The organism is Sporosarcina sp. GW1-11, assembly GCF_033088395.1.
Taxonomy (GTDB): Bacteria; Bacillota; Bacilli; order Bacillales_A; family Planococcaceae; genus Sporosarcina.
This window is the reverse complement of sequence record NZ_JAPMIW010000010.1, coordinates 34,234-47,963: the sequence shown is the minus strand read 5'-3', so window position 1 is coordinate 47,963 and position 13,730 is coordinate 34,234. Positions and strand designations below refer to the sequence as shown.

10 protein-coding genes are annotated in these 13,730 nt (G+C 39.5%); 8 read left to right on the top strand and 2 right to left on the bottom strand.

Annotated elements, in window-relative coordinates; translation table 11 throughout:
• Nucleotides 1-92: 92 nt before the first annotated feature.
• On the bottom strand, nt 93-1,052 hold the full coding sequence (locus tag ORD22_RS08205; protein WP_317645450.1) for a S24 family peptidase: 960 nt from the start codon (nt 1,050-1,052) through the stop codon (nt 93-95).
• Nucleotides 1,053-1,193: 141 nt separating this feature from the next.
• Between ORD22_RS08205 and ORD22_RS08200 the strand changes: the two genes are divergently transcribed.
• From ORD22_RS08200 to ORD22_RS08170, 7 genes are all read left to right on the top strand, one after another.
• Nucleotides 1,194-1,382, top strand: coding sequence for a hypothetical protein (locus ORD22_RS08200; RefSeq protein WP_317645449.1), 189 nt, complete (start codon nt 1,194-1,196; stop codon nt 1,380-1,382).
• 2 nt (nt 1,383-1,384) lie between these two features.
• On the top strand, nt 1,385-2,215 hold the full coding sequence (locus ORD22_RS08195; protein WP_317645448.1) for a bifunctional DNA primase/polymerase: 831 nt from the start codon (nt 1,385-1,387) through the stop codon (nt 2,213-2,215).
• Nucleotides 2,208-3,728 (top strand): P-loop NTPase family protein, encoded by a 1,521-nt coding sequence (locus ORD22_RS08190; protein WP_317645447.1) that lies wholly within the window; start codon nt 2,208-2,210, stop codon nt 3,726-3,728. Before ORD22_RS08195 ends, ORD22_RS08190 begins: the two co-directional genes overlap by 8 nt.
• Nucleotides 3,729-3,792: 64 nt before the next feature.
• Nucleotides 3,793-4,656: a tyrosine-type recombinase/integrase gene (locus ORD22_RS08185; RefSeq protein WP_317645446.1), complete on the top strand. Its 864-nt coding sequence runs from the start codon at nt 3,793-3,795 to the stop codon at nt 4,654-4,656.
• A 14-nt stretch (nt 4,657-4,670) separates the two neighbouring features.
• A complete protein-coding gene (locus tag ORD22_RS08180; RefSeq protein WP_317645445.1) occupies nt 4,671-5,318 on the top strand; it encodes a hypothetical protein in 648 nt (215 codons plus the stop codon).
• Between the two features lie 131 nt (nt 5,319-5,449).
• Nucleotides 5,450-6,340: a tyrosine-type recombinase/integrase gene (locus ORD22_RS08175; RefSeq protein WP_317645444.1), complete on the top strand. Its 891-nt coding sequence runs from the start codon at nt 5,450-5,452 to the stop codon at nt 6,338-6,340.
• A gap of 17 nt (nt 6,341-6,357) precedes the next feature.
• Complete coding sequence (locus tag ORD22_RS08170; RefSeq protein WP_317645443.1) at nt 6,358-7,266, top strand: hypothetical protein; 909 nt, start codon at nt 6,358-6,360, stop codon at nt 7,264-7,266.
• Nucleotides 7,267-7,817: 551 nt separating this feature from the next.
• On the opposite strand, the gene ORD22_RS08165 is transcribed toward ORD22_RS08170, so the two are convergent.
• Nucleotides 7,818-9,344: an ATP-binding protein gene (locus ORD22_RS08165; protein WP_317645441.1), complete on the bottom strand. Its 1,527-nt coding sequence runs from the start codon at nt 9,342-9,344 to the stop codon at nt 7,818-7,820.
• 282 nt (nt 9,345-9,626) lie between these two features.
• On the opposite strand from ORD22_RS08165, the gene ORD22_RS08160 reads away from it, so the two are divergent.
• Nucleotides 9,627-13,727: a hypothetical protein gene (locus ORD22_RS08160; RefSeq protein WP_317645440.1), complete on the top strand. Its 4,101-nt coding sequence runs from the start codon at nt 9,627-9,629 to the stop codon at nt 13,725-13,727.
• Nucleotides 13,728-13,730: the final 3 nt, after the last annotated feature.

Below are 13,730 nucleotides of genomic sequence, written 5' to 3'. Positions count from 1 at the left end.
TGTTTAGGTCACTTATATTTCTTTGTTAGTTTCTATTGTAGCAAAAGATAGCCGTTTAGCAAGTTAGAAAGATGAACAGAAAAATTTAGACATTAATCGAAGTTGATTTCCTTGTGTACAGAAATAACTTTTCCTAAAATACTGACGCGGTCTTTGTGATAAATCATTGCAGGGTAAAGCGGGTTAGCAGTGCGTATTAAGTAAGAATCTTCTTCGCTCTGTAATCTTCTTGCGATTGCTTGCTGGTCATCGATGGTGAGAAGAACAACATCTGTACTAGTGAAATCCTTTTGCTTCGCTATTAAAAGCTTTTCTCTAGCACCAATACCCTCCATATCCATGCCATCATCAAAAGCTTCTAAAAAAAATAAGTCTCCATTTTCATATAACTCCTGATAGTCTTCTTTTAAATCTATTACTTCATCTCTAATAAAATCAATCGGATCAACATAATAATCTCTGTACATTTTTGTGTAGAAAGGAACTGTCTGTTTGTTCTGTTCGGAATATATTTTTTCAAGTTCTGTTAAACTAACCGAGAGTTTTTCAGATACAGAGTCGGTTTCTTCGTATTTAATTTCAAATTTCTGTATAGCTGATTGATACAGTGTCCACTTATCTAGTGAACTCATTTTTTCTTTTATCTCAGTCAAAAACAAGTCGGGTTCGTGAATGGTGAAGCCGTCAGCTACGAGACTTTTTATATCTTCCTGGGAAAGCAACTTTTCAACAGAAAAAGTGGTGAAAAGCTGCTTTATAGAATCGGTGAGTAACCGTCCTAATTGATTGTATTCAGAAATAATATTTTTAAACGCTTGTGGTGATTTGGCAAGGTGTGCCGATAAAATTAACTCGTTTTCATCAATGTCTAGTATACGAGCTAATGCGGTATTTAAATCATCACGAGCAGGTGGTATTTTACCGTTTTGTAATTTACTAAGATAATCTTTTTTTGTAGAGAAACCCATATCAATCAGCTGATCTGAAATATCAGCGAGTGATAATCTACTTCTCGAAATGCTATCTCTTAAGAGATCATGATAAATTTTCATCTTTTTCTCCTTTTCATTTGACAAATCTATTGGGGGATTTTATGATGAAAGTGCAAGTAGTTGTTTTTTAAAAGTCAACTTAATTTCAGTTGTTTTTTAATATCAACTAATACTGGTTTTATAAGTTAAGGAGGTGACATTATGACAAAAGCAAACACCGATGTCAGATCACACTTGAAACAATCAGACATCTTTATTTGGGAAGTAGCAAAAGAGCTGGGGATACATGAAAGTAGCCTATACCGTTTGCTTCGCACAGAGATGACAAATGAACAAAAACAGCAAATCATTGACGTTGTAACTAAAATACAGAAAGAAAGGAGCGTGTGACCATGGATAAGACGATCTTATCGGCCTTACAGCTGTATGATTATGGATTCACACCGATACCGTTGTCAGGAAAAAGACCAATTGTAAAACAGTGGTCCACTCGCTTTCTACACTCCCCACTAACAAAAGAGCATATTATTCACGGCATACCTGATACATCTGGAAGGATGACGAGTTATGCAGGCATGAACCTTGGCATAATCACAGGTAGTATATCGAATGTTATTGTTTTAGACATTGATGATATGTCATCGCTGACAAGGCTGAAGCAATTAGGTGAAATACCGGCTACTTGGTCAGTTCAATCTAATCGTGGGATGCATTTGTACTTCAATTATGACGGACGAATCCCATCCATGAAATTATGGAATACAATTGATGTTTTATCGGACGGCAAGCAAGTAGTAGTACCGCCATCGCGGCATCCAAGTGGAAAAGTCTATGGCTGGATCATTTCACCTCGAATGACTGCGAAAGCGGATTTACCGAAATGGTTAGTAGATTTACTTTTCGCTACAAAAAATAATTCTACTTCTAAAGTATATCCAAAAAACAAGCAAATTAACAGAGCAATCGATTGGGAAAGAATTGATTGGACTAGTTTTTACTCAACGTTCGTAAAGAATATACGGGGAAACGGAGAATGGCGCAGCAGTACGTGTCCTTTTCATGATGACAATAAAAATTCATTTGGGTTCAATATCGAAAATGGTAGTTTTTCTTGTTTTGCAGGTTGCGGTAAGGGAAGTGGGATGCAAGCAGTGCAAAGATTGCACGGTATCTCGCGTCATCAAGCAATCAGATTGTTGAAAGGTGAAAATGTCTATGTCTGATCATGAAGAGAAGCGAGAGAAGATGCAGTTAGGGGAAGTGAAGCATCTTGATACGCTCCCGATAAAAGAGCAAATCAAAGTGCGTGTCGAGCAGAAGGAAATTACTCGAGGACAAGCCTTGATTGAACTTGTCTATACTGTAGAAGAATTATTTGTGACCGAATCTTCAGATGTTTACGCTACCATCAAAGTTAGGAATGTACTAGAACACGTATTACTTGAAAGTGGAAAATTTCGCAAGTGGCTTCTGAAAGAATACTATGATCTGTTTGGGAAATCACCTTCTTCAAGCGCCTTAAAGGATTCGATTGACACAGTAATCGCAAGTGAAGAACTTTCATCGGAAAATATAAAAAATATTGCTATACGATCAGCAGAGAAAAATGGAGAAATCTATATCGACCTGGCAAATAAGTCAGGTGAGGCCGTAGTGATTTCTAAAGAAGGATGGAGAGTAATTGAAAACAATGAAGTGCCGATTAATTTTATCCGGCCGATTAAGCTGCTGGAGATGCCAAAGCCTAAGAAAAATGGAGATATAAATAAGCTAAGAGAATTTCTGAATATCCAAGGCCAGCAAGAATGGATTCTGCTTGTATCGTTCATATTAGCAGTTTTACGGGGAAGAGGGCCATTTCCAGTTTTAATCTATCAAGGACTCTCGGGTTCTGGAAAGTCTACTCATTCGAGGATTATTAAAAAGCTAGTTGATCCTTCATCATTAGAAATAGCAACGTTGCCAAATAGTGAAGAAGATCTCCTTATCGCAGCTAGAGAGTCCTCCCTGCTTGTCTTCGATAATGTCTCTGCAATTAAAAATGAAGCGTCTGATAACCTGTGTCGATTGACTACGGGAGCAGGCATATCCACTCGGACATTATTTTCAAACGGAGGAGAGTTTATACACTCAGCGATGCGACCAGTGATTGTAAACGGCATAGATTATGTGGCCCACAGATCGGATTTAGCAAGCCGGGCGATTATTATCAATCTGCCCAGCCTATCGGGGAAAAGACTTGACGAACGGACATATTGGACAAGGTTTGATGAGGTGAAAGCTGAAATTCTAGGTGCTTTTTTCGATGTTCTTAGCAGGGCAATTTGTGATTTGCCTAGCACTAGTCTGCCCTATTATCCTAGATTGGCAGATTTTGCGCTACTATCTTGCTCAGCTGAGAAGCACTTTGGCTTTGAAAAAGGGGCTTTTTTAGCGGCACTCGAAGAAAACCAGTCATCGGCAGCAATTGATGCATTGGAAGAAAGTTTGCTAGGCATAGCAATCAAAAATTGCTTAAAAACAACAGATGCGATAGAGGGTACGGCATATGAAATACTATCTACCTTGAAAACATTTGTTTCCCAGGAAGATATGCGGTATCAACATTGGGTTCCGTCAAATCAATTAAAGAACTCCCTTGAACGCTTGCAGCCTACGCTAGTGAAAAATGGAATGCAATATGAATATATACGGAAAAAGAATGGACGTATCCACAGGATTTCGAAGGTGGAATAAATTTTACTTATTATCAATACTAGCTTTTTTATTGCTTGTATCGGTAAGAAAGGAGCAAGGTACAGTGCTATTTGATGATGCGATGGCTTTATTTTTGCGATCTATACGGCTCAAAGAATTTAGTGGCGAGACACAACGTGCCTATGCAAGGGATTTAAAACTCTTTAACACATTTTTAAGCGAAGAATACAACGCAGCTGTCTATATCGATGAAATTACTGTTCATGACATTGAGCAGTATCTTCATTACTTGGCTGTCGATAAAGTTTTGAAGGCGCGCAGTAGGAACAGATATGTATCAACGGTCTCTTCCATGTTTAACTACGCGTTGAAAAAAGAATGGATAGAGAAGAATCCAGCAACGTTTATCGATACAGCTAGGGTGACCGAGCAAAAAAAAGTGTCTTTAACAGAAGGTGAGATTGCTCAGTTAGTAGAAGTTATTGAAAAACCTATCCTACGACTAGCTGTCCTGTTTATGGCGAAGACCGGCTTGCGCGTCAATGAAGTCGTAATGTTGAAGCTATCGGAGGTCGATTTGGAGACGAATATCGTTCATGTAATCGAAGGGAAAGGGGGTAAGTACAGAGAAGTGCCGATTGCAGAATCTTTGCGTACGGAATTAATTGAGTACTTGCAGCAGACGAGAGAAGCCGATTCGGAATACTTTTTTGCGACGAAGAAAACGGGACGGCTTTCTGCACAATATATTAATCGTGAATTAAAAATGGCAGCTGAAGCGCTTGGATGGGACAAGAATATTACGAATCATACATTGCGTCGCAGTTTCGCGACGATTTTGCTGAATAAAAACGTCAATATTGTGACAATTCAGCACTTGCTTGGGCATGCAAGCTTGCGTACAACGAGCATCTATTTAAACATACTGGATTTAGATTTACGTAATGCGGTTGACTTATTAGATTAGGAGGAGGAAAAGGTATGGTTTCTGAATTACAAAATGATGCTCGCGTTGAGCTTATTATTGATTCGTTGCAAGAAGGTAAAACGCGTGAGGATTTGGCTGTACAGTTTGGCCACAGGGACTATCGCTCGCTTGACATGTATATGCGCAGGCGTGGCTACACATGGGACTCGGAAATGCAATGCTATATCAAACGTGAAACGAATACTGATACGTACATCACGCAGGAAATTCATGGTGGAAAAGTGGCACAGATTATTGACTTGTTTGCAAAAGGCTTGGATGCAAAAGCAGTTGCTGAGCAGTTATTCTTCCAGAGTCACCGAGCACTTGCAGAATATATGAGGAACAAAGGATATCAGTGGGTTGCAGCGGAAAACAACTATGAAAGAGTATATGGTGTTTCGGTAGAAGACGGCGAAATAGAAGATGCGAAATTGAATACTGCAAGTTCTCTTAGCACTATAGAACAGATACCGCGCTACATGATCCCGGGAATCCAGCAAGGAAAGAATATTCACATCAGTCACCTTTTAAATCAAATGGTAATTGAGTTCGCACGGGAAAAGAATATTAGACAGCGAGAAATCTTCGAAACTGCTGTTATTGATTTCTTTCAAAGATACGGATACGCGCATGAAGTGAAAGCGTTGTTCAGAAAATAATAAAATTGTTGCAGTGCGTAGAATAGCCCTTCTCGGAACAAACTACTTTTATTCGATATGGTTTTGTTCCGAGTAAGGGAAATACGTTACAGCGCGTAGTTCCGAGAATAGTTGTTAAGGGACGTGACAAAATGGATATCGTAAATTCTTTCGCCTTATATTTAAGCGAAGAAGCAAAAGATTCAAAGACGGTGAATTCTTATCGGCAAATCATACAAAATTTTCTCGACTGGATCGGCAGTGAACAGGAAGTGTTGAATGCCAAGCCAATCATGATTAAAGAATATATCACGTATTTACGGCATGAAAAAGGTTTAAGTGCAGTTACGGTCAATAAGTATATTGCTGCACTCAAATCTTTTTACAGTTATATAGAAGGGACAGGCACACTCAAGCTGAATCCGACGACACGTTTGAAAGGCATTCCTGTTTCTGATGCGTTTTTAGACAAAGCGAAATGGTTGTCTGCTGCGGAGCAAGAACGGTTCATGGCGTATGCGGAATTGGAGCAGAACGAATGGCTACGCACAAGAAACTTGGCCATCATTGATTTAATGCTTTATACAGGTCTTCGTGTTCAAGAGGTAGCCGACTTAGTGGTCTCCGACGTTAGCTCTGAAGGAAAACACATAAGTGTCGTTGTGCGCGATGGAAAGCGTGGGAAGTATGCGGTTGTGAAGCTGATTCATAAGTACTCGCGCAATCTGAAGAAGTGGCTGCAACTGCGAAAGCAAGTGTCGAAGACGGTTCATCTAGATTCGAAAAAACTATTCGTATCCGAGCGTTCAGGACAGCTGAATGTTCGCAGTATCCATAAGTTCGTAAAAAAATACAGTGTATTAGCTGGGCTGCCCGCTGTCTCCCCGCATTGTTTACGTCATAGCTTCTGCAAGAACCTTGCCCGGCAAGGAACGCCAATTGAAATGATCCGCAGGCTGGCGAGGCACGAGAAGATTGAGACAACCGCCATCTATATTGAGCCAGGTAGCGAAGAACTGATTGATGCGCTGAATAAAATGTAAAGGGAAGGTGAGAAGCCTTGAATATAAGCATGAGTTCTGCTCTTGTTGGTGATACGATTATGACACTTCAGCAATTGGACGAAAGACCGGATTTAAAGGACTCTCTGCAATGCGTAGGATGCGGTAATAGGATTTCATATGTAAAGTCTCACCGTTTAAGAGATGGTACATTGAAACGCTCTTGCTTACGTGCAACCTGGCAGCATTCGGATGACTGTGAATTTAATATCCTGGGGAACTTACGGCAGTTAGTAGAAGATACCGGTGATGGATTTACTGAAAATGATGTTGGAGAGTTTCTTTTGCAAATCGACTTGAACCAGCCTATGGAACATAAGGTGAACGTAACGATTGCGCAGCCGAAGAAAGCAAGGCTAATATTTAGTAATCCGCAACAGGATAAACAGCTTGATCGCTATATTACAACTATTAAACGTATTATTGAAATCAATAATAAAATTGAGAAAGGTGACGTTGGTGACGGAGATGACGACACTTTTCGCAGGAAAATTAGAGTGCAGATTGCTGACAGGATTGTCAGGTGGGATCAGTTCCACTACAGAGAAGGGCTTGATGAGCTGAAAAAGTGTTTCCGATATGGGAAGCAGCATAAGGACTCTATTGTTTGTATTGAAGGGAATTTTCACCTTAGAGAAGATAAAGAGTTTTATCGCTTGGAGCTCGAAAAGCCTTTAGTGCGAGATCGTAATGCGAAAGGTATTCGGGAAATTCCGAGTGTTAGCTTTTTGATTCGTAATGAAGTGATGATAGAGAAGCTTTTAAAGAATTTTAAGGGAGAGTATCAGAAAAGGGGTGCCGTATTAGCGACTATTCGATGCGCTAAGTTTCATTTGAAAGGAAAGGATTATTGCTTTTTGGATATGAGAGGGGAAATATTTAGTAGAAATCAGGTTTTGTTCATGTAGATGCAAAAAGGTTTGTCAGCAGCAATACGAAGTTTTATTAGTCATTTTAGTGATGGAGATGATATATTTAATATACCGCCGGAAGGCAAGGGTTAAGCCTGAATCCAAATATTCCATTAGCGGGAGGAGTGGGACTATATGTCCTGCTCTTTTTTGTGTACAGCTAATAACCACTTGGCAACCAAGCGGGATGGTTATATAAACATAAAAGGTGAAATCAAAATGCATTTCACCTTTTACTGATTTAAAATTGTTATAAAAGTAATTTAAAATTGTTAAGCTATCAAGAGAAATTGCTAAGCTGACAGCAGGAAAAGCTAAGTTGAAATAAATATACGTAACAAACGTTGTATTCCATTGGTTTTTATCACTTGAAAGATGTCAAGCTTGCTTGAAAGGTTGTTAAGCTCCTGTAGAAAATGCTAAGCAAACCTTAAAATACTCTCAATTAGGCTGTATCTCTTTAAGTATCCCGGCAAAACTTGATACAGCTCAATAAGAAAATTGTTAAGCTTGCATCAAATGTTGCTAAGCCTGCAACAAGTAAGAATTTATTTATCAAGATTCCTTAATGTGTAAAATTGATTTGGATCAGTAGGAGAAGTGCTGTTCAATGCAAATATTTCTTTATCCACTAATCCTTTTAATGTATTCTTACATGAAGTTCTGCTTCTGTTTATTATTTCTTTAAGCTGGGTTGTATTGATACTCCCTTTACTATAAACATACTCAATAGCTTTCTTCTCATGCTCATTTAGTTCATCCCATTCCGTAGAAATCAAGGTACTAATTCGTTCTTCCCGTCTAATTCTTCTCATAACTATATTGTTCTTCAAGGTTAAGACGACAGAGCTCTCTGTTTCCTTATATTCAGGAGCGTCTAAGAAAAAGTCTTCCATTTCCTTATACATCCGCTTCACGCCTTCACCAAGTTCCCTAACCCAGCGTAAGTCCGTTAAAGCTCTTGCTATACGTGAGTTTCTTGAATATCTGACTTGTTTAATGTTATCGCGATTGACAATATGGGGGAATCGTCCGGGACTGCTTATTTCCAAGCGATCATCAAACATTTTAATTTTAATATCATCACCTGTAATATTGTATGCTCGGTGTGTGACGGCGTTTACTACACCTTCTAACCAAGCGAATTCAGGATATTCAGGAACCGTTGCAAACTTGCCTGATAAAGGATCTAAGCTGGTGAAATCACGCAATTGAGACGAAATGAATTTTTTAGCGTGCTCAAGCATAGTGGGTAATGGTCCTTCAATTGTACTTTGCTTGATGATATTCATCGACGTACCTACTTCTTCACTGCTTCCCTCATATCTAATGAAGCGGACTCTCGAGTTGGGAAAGAATCGCATAGGATATTTAGCGAAAAGCAACGCTGCTGCAGCAGTAACCTGTATACCGCCATCTGTCATAGGATGTATGAAGCCGCGAGCATATAAAGGTTGTATTAAGTCGTCTCCTTCATAGCCTACTGCTTTGCTGTACTGGCGCAGTAGTTCTTCATCGAGATCGGCTAGATTGCAGTTCTCAACAATCTGATCCTCGAAAGAGCGCTCTCCTTTATCAAATTCAAGGTCAAGCCGCTGTTCGTGGTTAAGCTTTACGCTTTCATCGCCAATACGCAGATATACGTCATCACTTGCTGTTTTATGGACCGTATTAGGCGATGGTTCTACTTGTATGAGCAATACGCGATCTTCCACGCCATGCTCATTGACAACGTCTAAATAGCGTTCCTTCGCTTTTACATTTGGATGACAATGAGCCATCTTACACTGTATATAATCATTAACTTTAATATTCCCTTGCCTTGAAATCCCTTCAATATTACCGTCGCTAACACCAACCGCAATGACACCGCCATCAGCGTTTGCCATAGCTGTCAATGGGACATTCAGCTTAGCCGCTTTCAGTTCGGCTGATTTGCGTTCAAAATACTGACTCTCTGGGAGTGTTAACACATCGTCAATCGTCATTGTTTCAATATCCGGCGTTTTAAACACATTCATGCTCCCTTCTTGATCAATAACTTTAGTATATGTCTTAATAATTCGTTTAAACAAACGAGATTCCTCTATATAACTATATAGTCTTCTTATTGTACAACAGAGACTCAGAAAAGGTATGTATTTTAACAAATAGGTGACGATGGTGACGGTGATGACGGCATATTTTGATGGAAAATATGAGCGCATGTAGATCCATCGTGGAACAAGGGGAAATCTAATATTATACGTATGCGAGTGGAAGTGCTTGCTATATGATTGATAGGAAATTCAATGATAGGCGGATTGTATAGGGGAGGTAGATAGAATTCACCCAATTTTATGGCTTTAACTTAGTAAATGTTAAAGGCGATTAACACTACTACAATCCAAGTAACATTCAACAAAGATCCAAAACCAGCTGATCTTGCTGTAGCTAACTTCAGCCTAAGCAAAGGTACTGTTGAATCAGTAACTGCATCTGGTAAAGTAGCAACAATCACCGTTGCTGGCTTATCATATGGTGATTCAACAACTGTAACTGTTGGTAGTCCAGCACACACAGAACTTGTGAAAGTACCAGCAATTAATGAGCTTTTTGATCTAGTAATTACTTCCGATGCTAAAGATAACAACAACACAATCAAATCAGACGGTGCTTCTGCAACAATGCTTACAGCTCAAATCATTGAGAAAGCAACTGGAGAAGCAGTTGTAAAAGATGCTCAAGTCCAATTCACAACTACTCTAGGTTCGTTATCACAACCACAAGTAGCTCTTGTAAATGGTTCAGCATCAACACAACTTCGTTCAATTTCATCACCAACTAGCCAAACTGCTATAGTTAACGCAACAGTTGCAAGTGCACCAGGTGCAAAAGAGTATGTTGGCTTAACGGGCGCATTAGTTGTAAACTTTACTCCAGATGGTAAAGGTACAGGAACGACAACAATGGTTTCTGCTGTATCGGCAGGCGCTGACCAAGGGGATCGCTTCTTCGTGAAATTCTCTGGTAAAGTATCAGCAGAAGACTATAAGAAAGTCGTAACTGCAAAAGGTGCAAATGCTTGGGCAGGCGCTACTTATGGTATTCAATATAAAGGCGCAGGCGGGAATTACCACAACCTTAAAATCGTTGATGCTTACAATGTGACAGAAGATACACTCATGTTTGTACTTGACACAGACTTTAAGGGTTCGATTGCACCAGGAGTAGGAACGGGTCCAGAGAATTTTGAAATGATCGATGCTAATTTTACTGGTGATGTAGACTCAGAAGGTAACTTCTTACGCGATAACGTCAATCACACAATTAGAATCAATAATAATATCACGGACCTAGTAGTCAACAGTTCTGATCTTACATTCATGGCTTCTGACGTTACAAAACCATTCATCTATGGTGTAGACGCTAAAGATGCTAAAGGCGAAGATAGCAATATTACAATTACTGTTCGTGCTTCAGAAGCGTTGGCACAAGGCTTAACTGAAACTTCAGCATTAAATGAAACAAACGAAAACATCACAATTGACGGTAAAAAGCTGCGCTTGATTAACCCTGCGACAGTAACAACAGCAGATGTCACTACTGCGAAAGATAATAATGAAATCCTAGTGACATCACTCTATGTAGGTGAGTACGATGCAACTAAATCACCAGCAGTAGATAACCGTAGTAATATCTATATTACACTTCACAAAGACTTTAAACTAACAGCAGGTTCACATGGTATCCAGATTTCTAAAATCGGTGACCTTGCGGGTCATACGGATAGCCCAGCGAACACAGTAACAACACAAACATTCCCGTTAACTGTTAAAGCTGATACAGCAGTACCAGCAGCAACAGTAGTGGCACAATCTCCAGAACAATGGTTAATCACTTTTGACCGTCCTGTAGATACAGTAACAGGGAAAAATATTTCAGATGCATTAAAAATCTATACAAAAGAAGGCTATGCAGCATCAACTAAAGTTCCACTTAAGATGAACGCAACTACTGATGCTAATGACTACATTGTGACAGTAATTGATGAAAATGGTGTGGCAACTTCTGCAGGTCAATTAGCTACTACTGCAACATTGTCAGGCGTTAAACACTTATTAGTTGAATTTAACCGCGACTGGTCTGTAGCATTAAAAGGAAGCGCAAATGATAAAGATAACTACTGGAAGTCTGGGTTGAATCCATTCAAAGTAGTGTTAGATAATGTTGAATCTGCAACAGGCGTGAAAATGGCGGAATCAGTAAAAGACGTATCGATTTCTTATGATGGTCAATCCCCAGAAATTAAAAACGCTGTTGACTTATTTGAAAAAGCACCAAAAGCTGAGTTCCGTGGAATTACAGCGTTGGAAAATAACGCAAGCGGTAAATACGTATATGTTGAAATGGATGAACCTGTTCAGTTAGTAAATGCAGATGGAACAGCGATTTCAAAACCAGTAACACCAAATCTTGAGCAAAACTCAGCTGGAGCAGCTTATGGTAATACAGCTGGTGTACCACGCTCAACATTCCGTTTCGTAAAAGGCGATAAAGTAGTACTTGGTGATCCGATTGAATTGGCTGCAGACGATCAAAGCTTCGTAGTAAAACCGCGGACCGATTTAGAAGCAGGTACATGGACACTTTATATCGAGCAAATTTCAGACGATCATGGTAACACATCTGCAACAATCAGCAAGAAAGTAACAGTTGCAGAATCTGCAGCAGCAGTTACAGATACAAAAGTTGCTTGGGCAGCATTTGATAATAATGCATCAAATGGAACTCATGATTATCTATATGTGAAATTCACAAAAGAAATGAAAGCATACACAGCAAACGGTGTAGATGCGACAACTAACTATAAATTCCGTGGTTATGACCTTCCAGAAGGTTCTGATATTTCCGTTGGTATTGACGGCGTAACAGATGCTTGGGACGGCGTAACGATCAAGATGCCTAAAGGTGCTTGGGATGGAATAGGTGGAGCAACAGCATTTACTACAAACATGTCAATTGCATCTAACTTTGAAGCAGCAGATGGTACAAAACTAAGCTCAAATCAGCCTGTACAGTTTGAGTTAACTCATTCTACTGGAATATCAGCAGCTGACAATGATGGATTAACTGGTTCAGGAAAATTCGAAGCACTATACGTGAACGCAGATAAAGCAACACTGGTTGGTGGTGCGGCAGTTATTAATACTACAGCTTTAGATTCAGATTCTGATGGTGACATTGATGAGATTGAAGTAATGACAGCATCTCCTGCAACTGTAAAAGCAACTGATTACATCTTAGTAAATGGTAAGAAGTTTGTTGCTGGAACAGATCAGACTGGAACAACACTTACTTTTAAAGCTGATAATCCTACTGCAACAGGTAGCGTAGGCACTAATGAAATCGCTGGTACATCAATAAAAGGATTAAAAGTAACAACAGCAAATGGTTCACTTTTAATTAACCCTGATAAAGTTATTGATAAAGCAGCCCCAGTTATTACAAGTGCTGAATTAAACGCTGGTAAAGATAAAATTACACTGACGTTCTCTGAAGCAGTGACAGCTAAAAACGACGGTACATTTGGTTCGTTAGTTAATGGAGACTTCACATTTGCTGGTGGTACAACTGCAGCAGTAACAGGTGTTGAACACAATGCAGCTTCACCGAACAAAGTAGTCTTAACAATTAGTGGTGGTAACAGCTTAGTAACAACTAACACAATCACAGCTGACGGAGCATTTGACTTTGCAAAAAATGCATCGACAGAACCATTCTCACCGATTAAAGGTTCGTTAACAGTAGAAGATTTCTTTGCTACACAAAAAGTAGCGAATGTTGCAGCAACAGACGTCCCAGGTGACGGACTATCAAACGGTCAAAATAATGATGGAAAAATCAAAGTAACGTGGAATCCATTAACATATGCTACTGGATATACAGTGAAGGTATATGATTCAAGCAATGATCTAGTTCAAACTATACCTAACGCTACAAGTGGTCTAGTTGTAGATGGACTTAACGGTGGAGACACGTATACTGTAACAGTGACAGGTCATTACAATACTACAGCATCACTAGAGTCGGATGCAGGTACAGTTAACGTAGTAAATCAAGTACTTATTGGAGCATCGAATCATAATTTCGCTACTAGTAATACTTATCTCGGTGGTTTAGCGGATCAGATCAAGATTGTATACTCTGATGCGTTAGAAACTACTCCGCTAACATTAACGATTAATACATCTGCGGCAACTAACCGTTCAGACCTACCAGCTATAATCAATGCTGCAATTACAGGATCTGTCCTTGAAGGCTTAATCCAGCCTGTAACTTACACAGCAATGAGAGCAGATGGTAAAGAGCATGTTATTAGCTTTAGTACAGTAAAGGGTGGTACTGACGTGACATTTGCTCGCTATGATAAAGATGATGAATTATTATACGAGAGTACTGGTAGTGCAACGAACTAAGTA